This is a genomic window from Streptosporangium nanhuense, assembly GCF_059358815.1.
Map to the genome: position 1 here is coordinate 19,299 of NZ_JCADBG010000022.1, position 19,171 is coordinate 38,469.

General features: G+C 71.2%; 19 protein-coding genes and 1 riboswitch. Of the genes, 12 read left to right on the top strand and 7 right to left on the bottom strand.

Annotated elements, in window-relative coordinates; genetic code table 11:
* The first annotated feature begins 23 nt into the window (after positions 1-23).
* The gene (gene thyX / locus AC5L38_RS33585; protein WP_495246824.1) at positions 24-755 is read left to right on the top strand and encodes an FAD-dependent thymidylate synthase; all 732 of its coding nucleotides are present in this window, start codon (positions 24-26) and stop codon (positions 753-755) included.
* 23 nt (positions 756-778) lie between these two features.
* Here thyX and AC5L38_RS33590 read toward each other — a convergent pair whose 3' ends face one another.
* Positions 779-1,108, bottom strand: coding sequence for a ubiquitin family protein (locus AC5L38_RS33590; RefSeq protein WP_495246825.1), 330 nt, complete (start codon positions 1,106-1,108; stop codon positions 779-781).
* A gap of 401 nt (positions 1,109-1,509) precedes the next feature.
* Positions 1,510-2,625 (bottom strand): globin domain-containing protein, encoded by a 1,116-nt coding sequence (locus AC5L38_RS33595; RefSeq protein WP_495246826.1) that lies wholly within the window; start codon positions 2,623-2,625, stop codon positions 1,510-1,512.
* A gap of 489 nt (positions 2,626-3,114) precedes the next feature.
* Here AC5L38_RS33595 and AC5L38_RS33600 point away from each other — a divergent pair, with 489 nt between their 5' ends.
* Both AC5L38_RS33600 and AC5L38_RS33605 read left to right on the top strand, forming a co-directional pair.
* On the top strand, positions 3,115-3,801 hold the full coding sequence (locus AC5L38_RS33600) for a gamma-glutamyl-gamma-aminobutyrate hydrolase family protein (RefSeq protein WP_495246827.1): 687 nt from the start codon (positions 3,115-3,117) through the stop codon (positions 3,799-3,801).
* 172 nt (positions 3,802-3,973) lie between these two features.
* Complete coding sequence (locus tag AC5L38_RS33605; protein ID WP_495246828.1) at positions 3,974-4,906, top strand: alpha/beta hydrolase; 933 nt, start codon at positions 3,974-3,976, stop codon at positions 4,904-4,906.
* A gap of 127 nt (positions 4,907-5,033) precedes the next feature.
* Here the strand turns inward: AC5L38_RS33605 and AC5L38_RS33610 are convergent, their stop codons facing one another.
* The 3 genes from AC5L38_RS33610 to AC5L38_RS33620 all read right to left on the bottom strand — a co-directional run bounded on the left by AC5L38_RS33610 (position 5,034) and on the right by AC5L38_RS33620 (position 7,495).
* The gene (locus AC5L38_RS33610) at positions 5,034-5,450 is read right to left on the bottom strand and encodes an SRPBCC family protein (RefSeq protein WP_495246829.1); all 417 of its coding nucleotides are present in this window, start codon (positions 5,448-5,450) and stop codon (positions 5,034-5,036) included.
* An 80-nt stretch (positions 5,451-5,530) separates the two neighbouring features.
* Positions 5,531-6,712: an acyl-CoA dehydrogenase family protein gene (locus tag AC5L38_RS33615; RefSeq protein WP_495246950.1), complete on the bottom strand. Its 1,182-nt coding sequence runs from the start codon at positions 6,710-6,712 to the stop codon at positions 5,531-5,533.
* A gap of 174 nt (positions 6,713-6,886) precedes the next feature.
* Positions 6,887-7,495: a class I SAM-dependent methyltransferase gene (locus tag AC5L38_RS33620; protein ID WP_495246830.1), complete on the bottom strand. Its 609-nt coding sequence runs from the start codon at positions 7,493-7,495 to the stop codon at positions 6,887-6,889.
* Positions 7,496-7,728: 233 nt separating this feature from the next.
* Here AC5L38_RS33620 and clsA point away from each other — a divergent pair, with 233 nt between their 5' ends.
* From clsA to AC5L38_RS33660, 8 genes are all read left to right on the top strand, one after another.
* A complete protein-coding gene (gene clsA, locus AC5L38_RS33625; RefSeq protein ID WP_350977386.1) occupies positions 7,729-8,325 on the top strand; it encodes a cardiolipin synthase ClsA in 597 nt (198 codons plus the stop codon).
* Between the two features lie 3 nt (positions 8,326-8,328).
* Positions 8,329-10,830 carry a sugar phosphate nucleotidyltransferase gene (locus tag AC5L38_RS33630; RefSeq protein ID WP_495246831.1) on the top strand — a complete coding sequence of 834 codons (2,502 nt, stop codon included), beginning with the start codon at positions 8,329-8,331 and terminating at the stop codon, positions 10,828-10,830.
* 285 nt (positions 10,831-11,115) lie between these two features.
* On the top strand, positions 11,116-11,628 hold the full coding sequence (locus tag AC5L38_RS33635; RefSeq protein ID WP_329079681.1) for a double zinc ribbon and FHA domain-containing protein: 513 nt from the start codon (positions 11,116-11,118) through the stop codon (positions 11,626-11,628).
* Positions 11,629-11,654: 26 nt separating this feature from the next.
* Entirely contained in the window at positions 11,655-12,305 is a 651-nt protein-coding gene (ftsR, locus tag AC5L38_RS33640; RefSeq protein ID WP_425581855.1) for a transcriptional regulator FtsR, read from the top strand.
* Positions 12,306-12,384: 79 nt separating this feature from the next.
* Positions 12,385-12,855 (top strand): bifunctional nuclease family protein, encoded by a 471-nt coding sequence (locus tag AC5L38_RS33645; RefSeq protein WP_326639501.1) that lies wholly within the window; start codon positions 12,385-12,387, stop codon positions 12,853-12,855.
* Positions 12,856-12,999: 144 nt separating this feature from the next.
* Positions 13,000-13,620 (top strand): MerR family transcriptional regulator, encoded by a 621-nt coding sequence (locus AC5L38_RS33650; RefSeq protein WP_440087401.1) that lies wholly within the window; start codon positions 13,000-13,002, stop codon positions 13,618-13,620.
* Between the two features lie 15 nt (positions 13,621-13,635).
* Positions 13,636-13,728, top strand: a riboswitch (glycine riboswitch).
* A gap of 182 nt (positions 13,729-13,910) precedes the next feature.
* Positions 13,911-16,766 carry an aminomethyl-transferring glycine dehydrogenase gene (gcvP, locus tag AC5L38_RS33655; RefSeq protein WP_495246832.1) on the top strand — a complete coding sequence of 952 codons (2,856 nt, stop codon included), beginning with the start codon at positions 13,911-13,913 and terminating at the stop codon, positions 16,764-16,766.
* 113 nt (positions 16,767-16,879) lie between these two features.
* The gene (locus AC5L38_RS33660; protein WP_495246833.1) at positions 16,880-17,662 is read left to right on the top strand and encodes a hypothetical protein; all 783 of its coding nucleotides are present in this window, start codon (positions 16,880-16,882) and stop codon (positions 17,660-17,662) included.
* 112 nt (positions 17,663-17,774) lie between these two features.
* Here AC5L38_RS33660 and AC5L38_RS33665 read toward each other — a convergent pair whose 3' ends face one another.
* On the bottom strand, positions 17,775-18,095 hold the full coding sequence (locus AC5L38_RS33665; protein ID WP_495246834.1) for a hypothetical protein: 321 nt from the start codon (positions 18,093-18,095) through the stop codon (positions 17,775-17,777).
* Positions 18,096-18,258: 163 nt separating this feature from the next.
* On the opposite strand from AC5L38_RS33665, the gene AC5L38_RS33670 reads away from it, so the two are divergent.
* A complete protein-coding gene (locus AC5L38_RS33670) occupies positions 18,259-18,891 on the top strand; it encodes an alpha/beta hydrolase family protein (protein WP_495246951.1) in 633 nt (210 codons plus the stop codon).
* Between the two features lie 6 nt (positions 18,892-18,897).
* Here the strand turns inward: AC5L38_RS33670 and AC5L38_RS33675 are convergent, their stop codons facing one another.
* Positions 18,898-19,089 carry a DUF5999 family protein gene (locus tag AC5L38_RS33675; RefSeq protein WP_329094021.1) on the bottom strand — a complete coding sequence of 64 codons (192 nt, stop codon included), beginning with the start codon at positions 19,087-19,089 and terminating at the stop codon, positions 18,898-18,900.
* Positions 19,090-19,171: the final 82 nt, after the last annotated feature.

Consider the following 19,171-nt stretch of genomic DNA (forward strand, 5'->3'; position numbering starts at 1 on the left):
TTGGTACGACGAGGGGGAGCAAGTTGACGGACGACGGGGCAGAGGCGCGTTTTCTCGACGACGTGACCGTGGAGCTGGTCAAGCACAGCGCCTCCGACACCGACGTGCTCTGGGCCGCGCGGGTCTCGACCGCCGGGGAGCAGTCCCTGGAGGAGATCGGCAAGGACCCCGAGCGTTCCAGGGGACTGCTCAACTACCTGATGCGCGACCGGCACGGCAGCCCCTTCGAGCACAACTCGATGACCTTCCTCGTCAGCGCGCCGATCTTCGTTTTCCGTGAGTTCCATCGCCACAGGGTTGGCTGGTCATACAACGAGGAAAGCGGACGGTATCGCGAGCTTCGTCCTGATTTCTATGTTCCGGGGGCGGAGCGGAAGCTGGTCCAGGAGGGCCGTCCGGGCAAGTACGTCTTCGCCGAGGGCAGCGCCGAGCAGCACAAGATCGTCACCGAGGCGATGGAGTCGTCGTACCGGCAGTCCTACGCCGCCTACCAGGAGATGCTGGAGGCCGGGATCGCCAGGGAGGTGGCCAGGGCCGTGCTGCCCGTCGGTCTCTTCTCGTCGATGTACGCCACCTGCAACGCGCGCTCGCTCATGCACTTCCTCTCCCTGCGCACCAAGAACGAGCAGGCCAAGGTGCCCTCGTTCCCGCAGCGCGAGATCGAGATGGTGGCGGAGAAGATGGAGGCGGCCTGGGCGGAGCTGATGCCCCTGACGCACGCGGCCTTCGTGGCCTCGGGCAGGGTCGCTCCCTAGGTGTCAGCGGGTGTCGGCAGGTGTCAGCTCGTGGTCTCCTGACGGCGGGAGAGGGCGGGCAGGACGAAGATCTCGGCACCCGGGGGCAGCGCGCAGTCGAGGCCGCCGAGGTGCCGGGCGTTCTCGCCGCAGACGAACATGCTGATGTGGCGCCGGATGCACCCGTAGTCGTCGCGGAGCCGCTGCTCCAGGAACGGGTGCGTGCGGCGGAGCATGTCGAGGGCGGAGCCCAGCGTGGGGTGGCCGTCGTCGTGGTCGGCGATGGCGAAGACGCGGATCTCGGTGGTCTCGCCCGCCCAGTGCCGCAGCGTGGCGGGAAGCATGAAGGTCACGAGGATGACTGGTCTGGCCATCGGCTCAGAGCACCGGTGCGCGAGGGGCGGGCGCGGCCGGAGAGCCTGGCAGCGGTTCGCGCAGGGCGGGCGCGGCGAGGAGGCCTGGACGTCGCGTGCCGCGGCCGACCGGGTGCCGCGGGCGGGCCTCGCCCCGGCTTGCGGGGAGCCGCCGCCGGTGGAGGGGACCGGGGACGGGCTCGTGCGGCCGAACGGCTCCGGCCCGGGGGCCGGACGGATGACGATGGTGGCGGACGTGGCCGCGCGGATGGCGGTCGAGAGGTGGGCACGGGCTGGGAGGGGGGCCGTCGTGCATGACCATCTCCTTTCGGATTGGGCCTCATGCTGCCATGCCACGCCGTGTCCTGCCGTGCTCTATGAAATTTGCGTGATCAGTTCGGGGCGTTAGTCCCGAATGTCGTTCAAGGCTCGCCCTGCACGATGTCCCGGTGGATGTGGGGCAGCGGCATCCCGCCCCGCTGGAGCCTGCGGACCGCCTCGTTGACCATGGCGCTCGGGCCGCAGACGTAGGCCTCGTGGTCGGCCCACGAGTGGAACCGCTCCATCACCTCGGCCACCTGGCCCCGCATGCCGTCGTACCCCGGTTCGCCGGAGACCACGGGCAGCACCCGCAGCCACGGGAAGGCCGACTCCATCCGTACCAGGTCGGTCAGGTCGTAGAGCTCGGCGGCGGTGCGGGCTCCGTAGAGCAGGTGGACGTTGGGGCGGAGCCCTGAGTCGATCACGTGCTCCAGGATCGCCTTGATGGGGGCCAGGCCGGTGCCGCCCGCCACGCACAGGATGTCGCGCCCCGAGCCGGCGGGCACCATGGTGCCCATCGGGGGGCCCAGCGTCAGGGTGTCGCCGATCCGGGTGTGCTGGACCAGCGTGCTGGAGACCCAGCCGCCGGTGATCGCGCGGACGTGCAGGCGGACGGTGTTGTCGTCCCTGGGCGCGTTCGCGATGGAGAACGTGCGCCAGACGCGCGGCCAGCGCGCGGTCTGCACGTTGACGTACTGGCCGGGCGTGTAGGGCAGGTGCTGGTCGAGCCGCAGGGTGATCACCGCGATCTCCGGCGTGCGGAGCTCGTGGTCGATCACCTCGGCCAGCCACCAGGCGGGCGACACGCCCGCGTCCGACTCGGCTGATTCGATCATGAGATTGGCGGCGGCGGTGTACGCGGCCACCCACGCCGCCTCTATCTCGTTGTCCCAGATCTCGGCGGCGAAGCGCCTGATCGTGGCGAGGAGCGCGTTGCCGACCGCGGTGTAGTGCTCGGCGAGGACCCCGTACTTGCGGTGGTCGCGGCCGAGCTGGCCGAGGAACGACGCCAGGCTGCCGGGGCTGTCCAGGCTCCAGACGATCCTGGTCAGCGCGCTGAACAGGCGGTCGCGCTGGACGTCCATCGCCGGGGGGAACATCGCCCGCAGGTGCGGGCTCTCGGCGAACAGGCGTCCGTAGAAGTACGCCGCGGCCTTGTCCGCGACGGGTTCGACGACGGCGAAACTTTCCTTGACGAGACGCGGATTCAAAGACATTTAACGAACCCACCCTAATTGACCGGCTCAAAGTCCGATCATGCAGATCCACCTCCCTGACGGCTCCGGGTGATGAGCGACCGGGGGCCCCGGCTCACCTGGTCACTCGAATTTGAGTCTTCCATCACCATGTAGACGTCACAACCGTTTCTCAGCAATATGGTGGGAAATCTAACTATCCGTAATTGAAAAGTTATTTTGCGTGACCAACTAATTGGCGGTGAACGAAATAGGCGAATAATAATCACGTTCGATTTGAAAGAGATTCTTACTGATCGTAAGCCCTGCGGTCATGGCTGAGTTCCAGGTCGCCGGGGATGTGAACCGTCCTCGTGGTGAGAGTTGGGGGCTCCTGGCGAGACGACACTGATACCTCGAATGTGTGACATGACCGAAATAGAGTGCGCCATGATAGGGGAGCCGTTGCAGACGGGATCGGTGCTGTCCGAAACAGGTGGCACCACCTCACGCACGCCCCCTGGAGAACGCATGCCCCGACCCTTGATCGGTATCACCGCCTACCTCGAGGCCGCCCGCTGGGGCGACTGGGTCAGGGAGGCCGTCCTGTCGCCGCCCTCCTACGCGCGAGCCGTCGAGAAGGCGGGCGGCGCCCCGGTGGTGCTGCCCCCGCTCAATCTCGGCGGGATCGACGACTACGTCCGCGGGCTGTCGGGCGTGATCCTCGCCGGAGGGGGTGAACTCGACCCCTCCCTCTACGGGGCCGCCCGCGAGGAGCGCGTCAGGGATCCCCAGCCGCACCGCGACCGCTTCGAACTGGCGCTGGCCCGCGCCGCCGTCAAGGCCGACCTGCCGCTGCTCGCCTCGGGGCGGGGCATGCACGTCCTGAACGTCGCCCAGGGCGGCACCCTGATCCCCTGGCTTCCCGAGGTGGTCGACCACGGCCGCCACGCCGCCGCCCAGGCGCACCGTATCCACATCAGCGCCTCCAGCAGGCTCGGCAAGACGATGGGCGACACGGTCGAGGTGGCCGCGCCCCACCACCAGGCCGTCAAGAGGCTGGGCACCGGCCTGCTCGCCGTGGCCTGGGCCGACGACCAGATCGTCGAGGGCGTCGAGCTGCAGGGGCACCGGTTCGGCATCGGCGTGCAGTGGAACCTCGGACGCGCCGGGGACGACCGGCTCGTGGAGGCCCTGGTCGAGGAGGCCCGGCACTGAGGCCCGGCACTGAGGTCCGGCGGCGAAGCGCGACGGCGAGGTCCGGTGGTGAGGCACGAAGGGGCCGAGCCCCGAAGGCGGGTCCGGAGGGACGAGGCCCGGGGGCGACGTTCGGCGGTGAGGCGCGTCCGGGTCACGCCGTGCCGGGGACCCGGCGGGTAAAGTGCCGATCATGCCGTTGCACCCGCAGGCCGAGGCCTACCTGAAGCTCTTCCGGACGGACCTCGGTGCCCCGCTCTCCACGCTCACCCCCGAGATGGTCGCCGAGCTGCGGACCCTGGACGCCTTCGCCGAGCAGCGCGGTCCGATCCTCCCCCTCCCGGTGGTCAGGGACGACGTCGCCGCGGGCGTGCCGGTTCGCGTCTACCGGCCCGAGGAGGGCGACCGCCCCCTCCCGGTGATCGTCTACTTCCACGGCGGAGGCTGGGTCTTCGGGAGCGTCGAGCGCAACGACGCCCTCGGCCGGGACCTCGCGGCGCGCAACGGGGCGGTCGTGGTCTCGGTCGACTACCGGCTCGCGCCCCACGACCCCTTCCCCGCGGCGGCCGACGACGCGTGGAGCGTCGTCCAGGACGTCTTCGCCCGCCCCGGCGCCTACGGGGCCGACCCGGAGCGCGTCGCGGTCTGCGGTGACAGCGCCGGGGGCAACCTCGCGGCCGTGGTCGCCTGGCAGGCCAGGGACGCCGGGCTCGTACTGGCCCATCAGCTGCTCGTCTACCCGGTGGCCGACGTGGCCATGGACACCGGAAGCTACCGCGCCTACGCCACCGGCTTCGGGCTCGGCGCGGATGAGATGGCCTGGTTCGTCACGCAGTACGGCGGCGACCCGGCCGACCCCCGGCTGGCTCCGGCCAGGCTGGCCGACAAGTCCGGCCTGGCCCCGGCCACGGTGATCGTCGCCGAGTGCGACCCCCTCTGCGACGAGGGCGAGGAGTACGCCGCCCAGCTCGCCGCGGCCGGAGTGCCGGTCGAGGTCAGGAGGTACGAGGGCGCCATCCACGGCTTCTTCGGCCTGCCGGGCTTCTTCGACCAGGCGACCGAGGCCCGCGAGTACGCCGCGGCCCGCCTCGCGAAGGCCTTCCGCCAGGCGGACCTCCCGCGGTGAGCGGCTCCCCTCCCGGGGGCGGGTCGCCCTTCCCCGGTGGGGGACCCCTTTCCGCGAGGCGGGATCCATGCCGCGACGTCCGGCCGGACCTGTGCGGCACGGCCGCCCCAAGGGGGACGGCGCCCGGTCAGAAACGTCCGTGCAGGGCGGCCAGGCCGGGCTCGAAGACCTGGCGGACGACGAAGTCCGTCACCTTCGCCGCGTCGTCGGTCTCGAAAGTGGCCGACCACTCGACGAACGCCCTCCCGCTGTCGGTGACGGGGGCGACACGATAAAGAGCCCGGTAGTCGCGGACCGGCAGCGGGCTCTCCAGGATCGCGTACGTCGCCGAGCGCGAGGCGTCGTCGAGGGTGAGCAGCCGCTCCCTGAAGACCCCGGCGGGGCTCTCCAGCCTGCGCACCGCGCCCGGCCGGGAGTCCCCGCCGTCCTCGACCTCGCAGCCGGTGATCCCCGGCAGCCACTCGGCCACGTTGCCGAAATCCCGCAGGTACTCCCACACCTCGTCGGCGGAGGCGTCGATCACCGTGCTGGCGTACGCGGACATGACCACTCCTCGTCCTGGCTCGTCGCCGACGATCGTGCCCGCGCGCGCCACGGGGTAATCGGGGTCGCGGGGTAATCGGGTCAGAAACTCCTCGGCAGCCCGAGCACCTGGGTGGCCAGGTAGTTGAGCAGGAGTTCCTCGGTGACCGGGGCGACCTTGCCGATGCGGGCGCCGGTCAGCAGGTGGGCCACCGGGTACTCCAGCGAGTAGGCCATGCCGCCGTGCGTCTGGAAGGCGTGGTCCGCGGCCTCCCACGCGGCCTGCGAGGCGGACAGCTTGGCGATGTTGGCCTCGGTGGCGCAGGGCAGCTGCCTGTCGAACAGCCAGGCGGCCTTGTAGATCATCAGCCTCGCCAGCTCGATCTTCGCCTTGACCTGGGCGAGCGGGAAGGCGATGGCCTGGTTGGCGCCGATCGGGCGGCCGAAGACCTCGCGCTCCTTGGCGTACTGCACGGCCACCCGCAGCGCCACCTCGGCGCCGCCGAGCGCGGAGGCGGCGAGCAGGACGCGCTCGGGGTTGAGGATGTCCCACAGCACCAGCGAGCCCTGGTCGACCTCGCCGACCACGTTCCTCTCCGGGACCCGCAGGTCGTCGATGAAGACCATGTTGGACGGGGTGGTGTTGGCGCCGAGCTTCGGGATCGGCTGGAAGGACAGCTGCCCGGCGGCGACCGCCTCGGGGACGTTCACCAGGAGGACGGTGAGCCCGTTGGAGCGAGGCTTGGCCTCGGCGGCCGGGATGGTCCGGGTGACCAGGAGCATCCAGGTGGCGCGCTGCACGCCGGTGATCCAGATCTTCTGGCCCTTGACGACGAACTCCGCGCCGTCGCGGCGGGCGAAGGTGGAGATGCCCAGGGCGTTGGACCCGGCGTCGGGCTCGGTCAGCGCGAAGCAGGTCTCCAGCTCGCCGGTGGCCAGCTTGGGCAGCAGCTCGTCGCGCTGCCACTCGCTGCCGTGCCTGGACAGGGTCATCGCGCCGAACCCGGGGGTGAGCACGTAGGTGAACGCCGAACCGCCGGCCGACCCCGAGGCCGACAGGGTCTCGGTGGCCACGGCCAGCTCCAGCAGGCCCTGGCCGCCGCCGCCGTACTCCTCTGGCACGGCCAGGCCGAGCCAGCCGCCCTTGGCCAGGTCCCGCCAGACCTCCTCGGGCCAGCGTTTCTCGCTCTCGCACCGCTGCCAGTAGTCCAGGTCGTAGCGGGCGCAGATGTCGCCGATGCCGCGTTGCACGGCGAGGGCGCTCTCGGGGAGGGTGAAGTCCACGATGATCAACTCCATTCTAGCTGCGGGCGCAATCGTAGAACGTAGTTCGGTATCTTCGTGGCCCCCGCGCGCCGGACCGCGAGATCAGGCCTCCCGGGCGCCGGACCGAGGGAGGCAGGCTTTCCGGGCGCCGGACCGGCGAGATCAGGCCTCCCGGGCGCTGGACCGGCGGTGTCAGGCCTCCTGGGGGGTCTCCAGCCGCGGCCTGCGCGCGTGGTAGACGAAGGCGGGCGGCACGTTGCCCCACACCGTCCGGCCCGTGACGACCTCCTCGAAGGTGTCGATCAGGCGCCTCCTGAAGCGCCGCGCCGGGGGAAGGCGCTTGGCGAAGCTGTAGGCGAAGGTCGTGAAGGCCGTGTGCGGGCCCATGATCGCGGTGACCGCGCCCAGCAGGCGGGCCTGCGTCTCCTCGGAGAACGCCGCCCAGGGCAGCCCGCTCACGATCGCGTCGGCCTGGGGCAGGCCGCGCTCCCGGAGCAGCTCGGGCAGCCGTGCCGCGTCGTCGACCACGACGTCCACTCCCGGGTTCCCGGCGGCGAGGAACTCGGCCAGCTTCGGGTTGATCTCGACGGCCAGGTGGTGCCCCCGGCCGCCCAGCCGGCGCTGGATCTCCGCCGTGAACGCGCCCGTACCGGGGCCGAGCTCGACGATCACGGGATCGCCCCGGTGCGGGACCGGCGAGGCCACCGCCTCGGCGAGCCGCCGCGAACTCGGCGCCACCGCTCCGACGGTGCCCGGCGAGCGGATCCACTGCCCCAGGAAGAGCGTGGTGTCATTGGTCATGGTTTGAAGGGTAGAGGGTGCGGGAGGGCGGGCAGTACGCCGTCCGGCCGATCTTGACGGCCTCGGGGAGGAGGGATTCCCCCCTCCCCGAGGATGACCGGAAGCCGGTGCGCCGCCCCGCCTGCGGCCCCGCGAGCCGGGTGCCTCTCACGCGCGGGGACGCGCGCCCACATCCACCCGTCCGCATCCGACGCAGTAGTGTCACCATCAGGTACGGGGAGGGAGATCAGCCGGTGAATCCGGAAGCATCGGGGGCCGAGGACCGAATCTGGACGGTCCCCAACGCGTTGAGCCTGGCCAGGCTTCTGGGGGTGCCGGTCTTCCTGTGGCTGGTGCTGGGCCCGAAGGCCGACGGCTGGGCCGTCGCCCTGCTGATGCTGGCCGGGTTCTCCGACTGGCTCGACGGCAAGATCGCCCGTGCCTGGAACCAGACCAGCAGGCTCGGGCGCCTGCTCGACCCGCTGGCCGACCGGCTCTACATCCTGGCCACCCTGTTCGGCCTCGCCATGCGCGAGATCATCCCCTGGTGGCTGGCGCTGGCCATCCCGCTGCGCGACGTGATGCTGCTGGGCATCCCGCTCATCCTGCGCCGCCTCGGGTACGGTCCCGCGCTGCCCGTGCACTTCCTGGGCAAGGCCGCCACGGCCAACCTGCTCTACGCCTTCCCCCTGCTCTTTCTGGCCCACCATCCCTCCTGGTACGCCGAGGCCGCCGGGATCGTCGGCTGGTCCCTGGCGATCTGGGGCACAGGCCTGTACTGGTGGTCCGGAGTGCTGTATTGGGTACAGGTGCGTCAGCTGACAAGCGAGGCCAAACGCCTTAAGAGGTGATCTGTGAAGGCCGTCGTCATGGCGGGCGGGGAAGGGACACGGCTCCGGCCGATGACCGCGAACCAGCCCAAACCTCTCCTGCCCGTGATCAATCGGCCGATCATGGAGCATGTGCTTCGCCTGCTCAAGCGGCACGGCTTCACCGAGACGGTGGTCACCGTGCAGTTCCTGGCCGCGCTGGTCCGCAACTACTTCGGCGACGGCGACGAGCTCGGCATGAGCCTGTACTACGCCACCGAGGACACGCCGCTCGGCACCGCGGGCAGCGTCAAGAACGCCGCCGACCGGCTCCGTGACGAGCGCTTCCTGGTCATCTCCGGCGACGCGCTGACCGACATCGACCTGACCGACATGATCCGCTTCCACCGCGAGAACGGCGCGATGGTCACGATCGGGCTCAAGCGCGTCCCCAACCCGCTGGAGTTCGGCATCGTCATCGTCGACGACCAGGGCAGGGTGGAGCGCTTCCTAGAGAAGCCCACCTGGGGCCAGGTCTTCTCCGACACCGCCAACACCGGCATCTACGTGATGGAGCCCGAGGTCCTCGACGAGATCGCGGCGGGGGAGTCCGTCGACTGGTCGGGCGACGTGTTCCCCAAGCTGCTGGAACGCGGCGCCCCGCTGTACGGCTACGTGGCCGACGGTTACTGGGAGGACGTCGGCACCCACGAGAGCTACCTCAAGGCCCAGGCCGACGTCCTGTCCGGCCGGGTCAAGGTCGACATCGACGCCTTCGAGGTCTCGCCGGGCGTCTGGGTCGCCGAGGGGGCCTCGGTCGACGCCGACGCCGTCCTCAAGGGCCCCCTCTACGTCGGCGACTACGCCAAGATCGAGGCGGGGGCCGAGCTGCGCGAGTACACCGTGCTGGGCAGCAACGCGGTGGTCAGGGAGGGGGCCTTCCTGCACCGCGCGGTCGTCCACGACAACGTCTACGTCGGGCCCAGCGCCCACCTGCGCGGCTGCGTGATCGGCAAGAACACCGACCTGATGACCGGCGCCAGGGTCGAGGAGGGCGCCGTCGTCGGCGACGAGTGCATCATCGAGGCCGAGGCCTACATCTCCTCCGGTGTCAAGATCTATCCGTTCAAGACCATCGAGGCCGGGGCGGTGATCAACAACAGCGTCATCTGGGAGCCGCGCGCCCAGCGCAACCTGTTCGGCCCCCGCGGGGTCTCGGGACTGGTCAACGTCGAGATCACCCCCGAGCTGTGCGTACGGCTCGCCAGCGCCTACGCCACCACCCTGAAGAAGGGCGCCTCGGTCATCACCTCCCGCGACTCCTCCCGCGCGGCGCGGGCGCTGAAGCGGGCCGTGATCAGCGCCCTGAACGCCAGCGCGATCAAGGTGCTCGACCTGGAGGCGTCCCCGCTGCCGGTGGCCCGCTTCCACACCGCCAGGGAGAACGCCGTCGGCGGCATCGCGCTGCGCACCACCCCCGGCGACCCGCAGAGCGTCGACATCATCTTCATGGACGAGCACGGCGCGGACCTGTCCCCGGCGGCCCAGCGCAAGCTGGACCGGGTCTTCTCCCGGCAGGAGTTCCGCCGTGCCTTCCCCGGGGAGATCGCCGAGCTGAGCTTTCCCGCCCGCGCGGTCGAGGACTACACGCACGAGCTGCTGCGCCTGATCGACATCAGCGGGGTGCGCGACGCCGACATGAAGGTCGTGGTCGACTGCGCCGGAGGCACCTCCTCGCTGGTGCTGCCCAGCCTGCTGGGCCGGGTCGGGGTGGACGTGCTGACCGTCAACAACCGGCTGGACGACGCCTCGCCCACCGAGACCCTCGCCGAGCGCCGCCGTGACCTGCAGCGCCTGTCGGAGCTCGTCAGCTCCTCCAGGGCGGCCTTCGGGGTGCGCTTCGACCCGGTGGGGGAGCGGGTCGCGCTGGTGGACGAGATGGGCCAGCTGATCAGCGAGGAGCGCGCCCTGCTGGTGGTGCTCGACCTGGTCGCCGCCGAGCGGCGCGGTGGCAGGGTGGCGCTGCCGGTCACCACCACCCGGGTGGCCGAGCAGGTCTGCAGGTTCCACGGCGTCCAGGCCGAGTGGACCTCCACCGCGATCGACGCGCTCACCGCCGCCGCCAGGGGGCCGGAGATGATCTTCGCGGCCGACGGGCGCGGCGGCTTCATCGTGCCCGAGTTCGGGCCCACGGTGGACGGCCTGGCGGTGTTCCTGCGCCTGCTGGGCCTGGTCGCCAGGACCCGGCTCTCGCTCAGCCAGATCGACGCCAGGATCCCCGAGGCCAAGCTGCTGCGCCGGACCGTGCCGACCCCCTGGGCGGCCAAGGGCGCGGTGATGCGCTCGGTCATCGAGGCCGCCGAGCACTACCGCATCGACACCACCGACGGGGTACGGGTCGTCGCCGAGGACGGCAGCTGGACCCTGGTGCTGCCCGACCCGACGGAGGCGGTCACCCACCTGTGGGCCGAGGGGTTCGACGTCGACTCCGCGCAGACCCTGATCGAGCACTGGGCGCGGGTGGTCGAGGAGGCGGCGGGCGGCTGACGGGCCCCGGCCGGGTGCGCGAAGGCGCGGGAACGGGGCCCGGGCGGGGGCTCCGGGCCGAGCGGTTGCCACAAACACAGCGCGGCGCCATGGACCGGGGACAGTGCCCCACTGTAACTTTGTCACCGACCGTACCCGCGGTTCAGCGTCAACCTTGACCTTCGCCCCTCATCACTGTAGGTTGCGGCATTCGCAGTCCGAGAAAACACTTGAGAAGCGAAGAAGCGAGGCGCGCATCACTGAGCACCGTTGCCGCGTCTTCGCGGTAGGAGGCCGAGCCGATCGATGCCGAGCGTCTACTGCACGCAGTGCGGTCATGCCAATCCTGAGGATGCCCGTTTCTGTTCACGATGCGGGTCGCCGCTTACCAAAGCCGAGACCCCCGGAGACAGCACATCGACGATCTCCCTCTCCGGGATCGAGGCCTACGAGGCGGAGACAGGTGAGACGCTTCTCGCCGAACGGCAGGCCGTCGAGCAGTTGCCCCCGGGCACAGCGCTGCTGGTCGCGATGCGCGGCCCCAACGCCGGCAGCCGGTTCCTGCTCGACAGCGACCTCACCACCGTGGGCCGTCACCCCGAGAGCGACATCTTCCTCGACGACATCACGGTCTCGCGCCGCCACGTGGAGTTCTACCGGCGCGGCGGCGGGGTGTTCACCGTCCGCGACGTCGGCAGCCTGAACGGCACGTACGTGAACCGCGAGCGCATCGAGGAGGTCCCGCTGTACGGCGGGGACGAGGTGCAGATCGGCAAGTTCCGCCTCGTCTTCCTCACCCGCGGCGCCGCTGGAGGATGATGAGCTCGCAGGCCGCTCGTGCGCACATGAGCATCGGGGAGGTGCTCGCTCTCCTGCAGGGCGAGTTCCCCGACGTCAGCATCTCCAAGATTCGTTTCCTGGAGGGCGAGGGGTTGATCGAGCCGGAGCGCAGTCCCTCCGGCTACCGCAAGTTCACCTACGCCGACGTCGAGCGGCTCCGTTACATCCTCAGCGAGCAGCGTGACCGCTACCTGCCGCTACGCGTGATCAAGGACCATCTGGAGGCGGCCGACCGCGAGGAGCGTCCGGCCGCCCGGCCGCGCGCCGTCCCCGACGACGCTCCCCCCGAGGTCAGGCTCACCCGCGAGGAGCTGCTCGCCGCCGCCGAGCTCGACGAGGAGACCCTCGCCGAGCTGGAGGACTACGGCCTGCTGGCCGCCGTGGCCCGCTACTACGACGCCGAGGCGCTGGCGGTGGCCCGCAGCGTCGGGGCCCTGGCCGCCTTCGGCCTGCGGGCCCGCCACCTGAGGGCCGTCAAGGCCGCCGCGGAGCGCGAGGCCGGGCTGGTCGAGCAGGCCGTCGCCCCGCTCCTGCGCCGCCGCGGGCCCGGCGCCATCGACCAGGCCGACGAGACGGCGAGGGAGATCTCCGGCCTGTTGCTGGAATTGCACGCCTCTCTGCTGCGTTCCGGCGTTCGTGGGGCCCTGGGCCGGTGAGAACCTGACCAGGCACTCGTACCCCCACGAGTGTTACGTTGAACAAACCGGTCGGAATCCAGCGAAGACGGAGCAGCCCGTGTTGCAGATGGAGGTCGTGGGCGTTCGAGTTGAGATGCCCTCCAACCAGCCGATCGTCTTGCTGAAAGAGACGCATGGGGAGCGTTACCTACCTATCTGGATCGGCATGACGGAGGCCACGGCGATAGCCATGGCCCAGGCCGAGGAACCACCACCCCGGCCGCTCACCCATGACCTGTTCCGCGACGTGCTCGAAGGGCTGGGAGTCCGGCTGAGCACGGTCAACATCGTCGCCCTGCGCGACGGCATCTTCTTCGCGGATCTCGTGTTCTCCAACGGGGTCGAGGTGAGCGCGCGTCCCTCGGACTCGATCGCCTTGGCACTTCGCACCGGCGCACGTATCTTCGCGAGTGAGGACGTGGTCCGGGAGGCCGGGGTGATCATCCCCGACGACCAGGAGGACGAGGTGGAGAAGTTCAGGGAGTTCCTTGACACGATCACGCCCGAGGACTTCGGCCGCGCGGGGTAGGAATTTCGGTGCATTTACGCTTCACGACGCGCCGAGTGGGGTCGTTGACTGGACTTGGCCCCAGTCCTACGGTGCAAGTGAAACCCGCGGTCGTGCGTAAACCCCCAGATCAGGCCGTGGGATGAGAGAAAGCCGGAGGTCCGCGTGGCGGTCAGCAGCGGCGAGGGTAGAAACGCCGATCAGGATGACCCGGAACGGCGCCAGTCGGCACGTCAGCGCGCGGGTGAAGAGGGTCTGCTGTTCGACGGGCAACCGGTGAAGGTGCCCGCCGACATCGGCTACCGCGGTCCCACGGCCTGTTCCGCGGCCGGCATCACCTACCGGCAGCTCGACTACTGGGCGCGCACCGGCCTGGTCGAGCCCACCGTCCGGGCCGCCCACGGCTCCGGCTCCCAGCGGCTCTACGGCTTTCGCGACATCCTGGTCCTCAAGGTCGTCAAGCGGCTCCTCGACACCGGCGTCTCCCTCCAGCAGATCCGCATCGCCGTGCAGCACCTGCGCGACAGGGGCGTCAACGACCTGGCCGGGATCACCCTGATGAGCGACGGGGTGAGCGTCTACGAGTGCACCTCGCCCGACGAGGTCATCGACCTCCTCCAGGGCGGTCAGGGAGTCTTCGGGATAGCTCTGGGACGGGTGTGGCAGGAGGTGGAGGGCTCCCTCGCGGATCTGCCGGGCGAACGTGCGGAGTCGAGCGAGGGCCCTTTAGGAGATCATCAGGCCGATGAGCTGGCCCGCCGTCGCAGAGCACGACGAACCGGGTAAACTCGGACTTGCCACTGACCCTGTGCGGGAGAGACCCCGACCGCGATCGGGGCGCCGAAGGAGCAACCTCCCCGGAATCTCTCAGGCACCCGGTACCGCACGGACGAGGCAACTCTGGAAAGCAGGCGCGCTCGCCAGGCGCGACTCACCGACGGTGCAAGCCGCCCCATGAGGGGCAGGTGAAGCTCTCAGGTCACGACCCGCGACGACGGTCGTGATGACAGAGGGGGAGACCAGGCATACGCCCGCGCCCAGCGCCGGTCTCCACCCCGTCCCGGGAGGCTTCACCAATGACCGACCTGTCATCGCTCAGCGAACTCGGCTCCCCCGCCTTCGCGACCCGCCACATAGGACCGGACGACGCCGGCCAGGCCCGCATGCTGGAGGCGGTCGGGTTCGCCTCCGTCGCCGACCTGGTCGCGGTGGCCGTACCCGAGGCGATCCGCTCCTCCGGGCGGCTGAGCCTGCCCCCGGCGGCAGGGGAGTCCGAGACCCTCGCCGAGCTGCGCGTCCTCGCCGGCCGCAACACCGTGCTCACCTCGATGATCGGCCTGGGGTACCACGACACGATCACCCCGGGCGTCATCCGTCGCAACCTCCTGGAGAACCCGGGCTGGTACACCGCGTACACGCCCTACCAGCCGGAGATCTCCCAGGGCCGTCTGGAAGCCCTGATCAACTTCCAGACCGTCGTCTCCGACCTGACCGCCCTCGACGTCGCCGGGGCCTCCCTGCTGGACGAGGCCACCGCCGCCGCCGAGGCGATGACCCTGGCCCGCCGCGCGGGCCGCAGCCCCTCGAAGGTGTTCGTGGTGGACGCCGACGCGCTGCCGCAGACCAAGGCTGTGCTGCGCACCCGCGCCGAGCCGCTCGGCATCGAGCTGGTCGAGAGCGACTTCACCGCCGAGCTGCCCGAGTGCTTCGGGGTGCTCGTGCAGTACCCCGGCGCCAGCGGCAGGATCCGCGACTTCCGCGCCGTCGCCGACGCCGCCCACGCGCGCGGCGCCCAGGTGGTCGCCGCCGCCGACCTGCTGGCCCTCACCGTCCTGGCCGCGCCCGGCGAGCTCGGCGCCGACATCGCGGTCGGCTCCTCGCAGCGCTTCGGCGTGCCCCTCGGCTTCGGCGGCCCGCACGCCGCCTACATGGCGGTCCGCGACGGCCTCCAGCGCCAGCTGCCGGGCCGCCTGGTGGGCGTCTCCCAGGACGCCGACCAGCGCCCCGCCTACCGGCTCGCGCTGCAGACCCGCGAGCAGCACATCCGCCGCGAGAAGGCCACCAGCAACATCTGCACCGCGCAGGTGCTGCTCGCCGTGATCGCCGGCATGTACGCCGTCTACCACGGCCCCGAGGGCCTGCGCAGGATCGGCCGGCGCACCCACCGGCACGCCGTCGTGCTCGCCGAGGGCCTGCGCCAGGGCGGTGTCGAGGTGGTGCACGACACCTTCTTCGACACCGTGCTCGCCAGGGTGCCCGGCCGGGCCGAGGCGGTCGTCGCCGCGGCCCGCGACAACGGGGTGAACCTGCGCCTGGTCGACGCCGACCACGTGGGCGTCACCTGCGACGAGAGGACCGAGCTCCTCCACCTGGAGCAGGTCCTGGCCGCCTTCGAGATCAGCGGCGCCGTGCTGGCCGACCTCGACGCCGCCGCGCACGACGCGCTGCCCGCCGCGCTGGCCCGGGTCAGCGACTACCTGACCCACCCGGTCTTCCACAGCCACCGCTCCGAGACGGCCATGCTGCGCTACCTGCGCAGGCTCCAGGACAAGGACATCGCGCTCGACCGGTCGATGATCCCGCTGGGCTCCTGCACCATGAAGCTCAACGCGACCACCGAGATGGAGCCGATCACCTGGCCGGAGTTCGCCGGGCTGCACCCCTACGCGCCCGAGGACCAGGCCGCGGGCTACGTCGAGCTGATCGGGCAGCTGGAGAACTGGCTGGCCGAGGTGACCGGCTACGACGCCGTCTCGCTCCAGCCGAACGCCGGCTCCCAGGGCGAGTTCGCCGGGCTCCTGGCGATCCGCGCCTACCACACCGCGCGCGGCGAGTCGGGCCGCGACGTCTGCCTGATCCCCTCGTCCGCGCACGGCACCAACGCCGCGAGCGCCGTCATGGCGGGCATGCGGGTGGCCGTGGTCGCCTGTGACGACCAGGGCAACGTGGACGTCGACGACCTCGTCGCGAAGATCGGCAAGCACCGCGAGCAGCTTGCCGCGATCATGGTGACCTACCCGTCCACGCACGGCGTGTACGAGGAGACCATCGTCCGGATCTGCGAGCTGGTGCACGAGGCCGGCGGCCAGGTCTACGTCGACGGCGCCAACCTCAACGCGCTGGTCGGCCTGGCCAGGCCCGGCGAGTTCGGGGCGGACGTCTCCCACCTGAACCTGCACAAGACCTTCTGCATCCCGCACGGCGGCGGCGGCCCCGGCGTCGGCCCGGTCGCGGTCCGCGCCCACCTGGCCGACTACCTGCCCGGCCACCCGCTGCGTGAGGGGACCGCGGTGGGCCCGGTCTCGGCCGCGCCGTACGGCTCCGCGGGCATCCTGTCCATCTCCTGGGCCTACATCCGGATGATGGGCGCCGACGGCCTGAAGGCGGCCACCGAGCAGGCCATCCTGTCGGCCAACTACCTGGCCCGCAGGCTCAGCCCGCACTACCCGGTCCTCTACACCGGCCGCGGCGGCCTCGTCGCCCACGAGTGCATCGTGGACCTGCGCCAGATCACCAAGGAGACCGGCGTGACGGTCGACGACGTGGCCAAGCGCCTCATCGACTACGGCTTCCACGCCCCGACCATGTCCTTCCCGGTGGCCGGCACGCTGATGATCGAGCCGACCGAGAGCGAGGACCTGGCCGAGCTCGACCGGTTCTGCGAGGCGATGATCGCGATCCGCGAGGAGATCGCGAAGGTCGCCTCCGGGGCGTACGACAAGACCGACAACCCGCTGCGCAACGCCCCGCACACGGCCGACAGCCTCGTCGCCGACGAGTGGAGCCACCCCTACGGCCGCACCGAGGCGGCCTACCCGCTGCCGTCGGTGCGCGAGGGCAAGTACTGGTCGCCGGTCCGCCGCATCGACCAGGCCTACGGCGACCGCAACCTGGTCTGCTCCTGCCCCCCGCTGGAGGCGTACGAGGACTGATCCTCACGGGGGCGGAAAGCGCGCGAACCTCGATATTCGCGGGGAATGCGACGGGACGGAGGGCGCCCCGAGTCGTTAGGCTCGGGGCGTCTCCGTATCCGGAAGGATCATGCATGCCTGAGGTGGACACCCGTCCCTTGGACACCGCGCGAAGACTGGCCGAGTCGGGGGATCTCGACGGCGCCGCCGCGATCTTCGCCGAGCTGGCCGCCGATCCCGACGAGCCCGACCGGGCCCAGGCCGCGGTGGGTCTCGCGGTGGTGCTGGAGGAGAGCGGGGACGTCGCGGGCTCGCGCGCCGCCGCGCGCACCGCGCTGGCCACCGGGCATCCGGAGTTCGCCGCCCAGGCCGCCTGCCTGCTCGCGGGGAGCTTCGAGCGGGAGGGGCTGGCCGACCAGGCCCGCGCCGCCTGGCAGGCCGCGCTGGGCGTCGGCCACCCCGCCTACGTGCCGCCGGCGCACATGGCCCTCGCCAGGCTCGCCACGAGCGAGGAGGAGGCCGAGCGGTCGCTGCGCGACGCACTGGCCACCGCCGACCCGGAGATCGCTCCTCGTGCCGCCCAGCGGCTCGCGGAGGCACTCCTGGAGGAGGGCGAGCCGGGCGAGGCCGCCCAGGTGCTCCTGGAGGCGCTCGCGGTGCCCGACGCGGTCGAGGTGGCGAGACTGCGGGTGATGCTCGGCATCGCCCATCTGGAGCTGGCGTGCGCGGAGTTCTCCGGCGCGATCGAGGAGGGCGGCGACGTCGAGACCGGCGCGCTGGCCATCGAGCTCCTGGCCCGCACGCTCCCGCTCAGGGGACGCGACGAGGACGCCGAGCGGGTGTGGCGCTACGGCCTTGACAGCGCCGACGAGGACCTCGCCGGCGAGGTCCGCCTCCGCCTCGACCGGGATCTCTGAACCCGGGGCGCGCGGCGCGCCGTCTCCCGCGCGAGGGCGCGGTGGGTGCCGGGCCCGCGGAGGACCTCGCCGATTCCCGGCCGCCCCGGGTGGGGGCGGGGCTCCGGGGGCGTCAGCCGCGCTCGCGCCAGCGGCTCAGGGCGTGGGCGAAGTTGATCGCCACGATCCCGCCCCAGGCCAGCAGCAGCCCGGCGGTGCCGGAGGACTCCGCGGCGATGGCGGTCAGCGGGATCCCGATGCCCATCGAACCGAGGGCGATCGGGATCGAGCTGTTCGAGTTCTTGCGCGGCTTGGCCTTCGGCGCCCCGGCGGCCTGCATCTCGGCATGCACCCGGTGGGCGATGGTCGCGTCCAGGCGCGACACGAACGACTCGATGAGGGCGGTCTCGTACTCCGGGCCGAGGTCGCGCCGGGCCTCGACGGTGGCACGCATGTCCTGGCGGATATCTTGATAGTCCTGCACACCTCGATTCTTCCTTCCGGCCGCCCGCCGGACATCAGTCAATAGGAGGAGATCCGTGTCCACCTCCAAGTCCACCCCTCTCGCCGGCGCGTCCACGCCGGGCGCCCGGCCCCCGGCGGTCGCGGTCCCGCCGATGGAGATCGCGACCCCGCACGGCCCGGCGCTGGTGGAGATCGACGAGGTGGCCTCCCCGCGCTTCCTGCTGGTGCTCACCCACGGCTCGGCCGGGGGAGTGGACGCCCCGGACCTGCTGGCCGTACGGGACGCCGTGACGGCGATCGGCGGCACGGTCGCGCGGGTGCTCCAGCCGTTCCGGATGCGCGGAGCCCGCGCGCCGGGGTCGGCGGTCAAGCAGGACGAGGCGTGGGAGACACTGGTGGCCGGGCTGCGCGGGCGCTATCCGGGACTGCCGCTCGCGCAGGGCGGGCGGAGCAACGGGGCCAGGGTCGCGTGCCGTACGGCCGGGAGGGTCGAGGCCCGCGCGGTCGTCGCGCTGGCCTTCCCGTTGCACCCGCCGGGGAAGCCGGAGCGGTCACGCGCCGGGGAGCTGCGCGCGGCGGGTGTGGACGTGCTGGTGGTGAACGGAGACCGTGACCCGTTCGGCGTGCCCGAGGCGGCGGACGCCGCGCGCCTGGTGGTGCTGCCGGGAGAGGGTCACGACCTCGGGAGGAATCCCGCCGGGGTGGGCGAGGTGGTCGCCGAGTGGCTCGACACGAGGATGCGGCCGGGCTCGGTGGACCGGCTCAGCGCGACCGGCCGGGCGTGACCGGCCTCAGACGACGCCGGCCAGTGGCCGGTGCGGCTCGATGACGGCACCGTCCGGGAGGAGCTCGCCGGTGTCGTCGAACAGCACCACACCGTTGCAGAGCAGACTCCAGCCCTGCTCGGGGTGGGCCGCCATGGTGCGGGCGGCTTCGCGGTCCAGCGCGTCGGCGGACGGACAGGACGGCTCGTGCGGGCACATCGGCGTGCCTCCGGATCTCTCGTGTCGGCTCGCCCGGTCACACCGGGCACGGGTGGGCATCGGACATCCGGCGGCACCGTCA

Bases quoted from the DNA above. Each gene is read 5' to 3' on its own strand.
- AC5L38_RS33590 (WP_495246825.1), bottom strand. From the start codon at position 1,108: ATGGCCAGACCAGTCATCCTCGTGACCTTCATGCTTCCCGCCACGCTG.
- AC5L38_RS33595 (WP_495246826.1), bottom strand. From the start codon at position 2,625: ATGTCTTTGAATCCGCGTCTCGTCAAGGAAAGTTTCGCCGTCGTCGAA.
- AC5L38_RS33600 (WP_495246827.1), top strand. From the start codon at position 3,115: ATGCCCCGACCCTTGATCGGTATCACCGCCTACCTCGAGGCCGCCCGC.
- AC5L38_RS33605 (WP_495246828.1), top strand. From the start codon at position 3,974: ATGCCGTTGCACCCGCAGGCCGAGGCCTACCTGAAGCTCTTCCGGACG.
- AC5L38_RS33610 (WP_495246829.1), bottom strand. From the start codon at position 5,450: ATGTCCGCGTACGCCAGCACGGTGATCGACGCCTCCGCCGACGAGGTG.
- AC5L38_RS33620 (WP_495246830.1), bottom strand. From the start codon at position 7,495: ATGACCAATGACACCACGCTCTTCCTGGGGCAGTGGATCCGCTCGCCG.
- AC5L38_RS33635 (WP_329079681.1), top strand. From the start codon at position 11,116: ATGCCGAGCGTCTACTGCACGCAGTGCGGTCATGCCAATCCTGAGGAT.
- ftsR (WP_425581855.1), top strand. From the start codon at position 11,655: ATGAGCATCGGGGAGGTGCTCGCTCTCCTGCAGGGCGAGTTCCCCGAC.
- gcvP (WP_495246832.1), top strand. From the start codon at position 13,911: ATGACCGACCTGTCATCGCTCAGCGAACTCGGCTCCCCCGCCTTCGCG.
- AC5L38_RS33660 (WP_495246833.1), top strand. From the start codon at position 16,880: ATGCCTGAGGTGGACACCCGTCCCTTGGACACCGCGCGAAGACTGGCC.
- AC5L38_RS33665 (WP_495246834.1), bottom strand. From the start codon at position 18,095: ATGCGTGCCACCGTCGAGGCCCGGCGCGACCTCGGCCCGGAGTACGAG.
- AC5L38_RS33670 (WP_495246951.1), top strand. From the start codon at position 18,259: ATGGAGATCGCGACCCCGCACGGCCCGGCGCTGGTGGAGATCGACGAG.
- AC5L38_RS33675 (WP_329094021.1), bottom strand. From the start codon at position 19,089: ATGTGCCCGCACGAGCCGTCCTGTCCGTCCGCCGACGCGCTGGACCGC.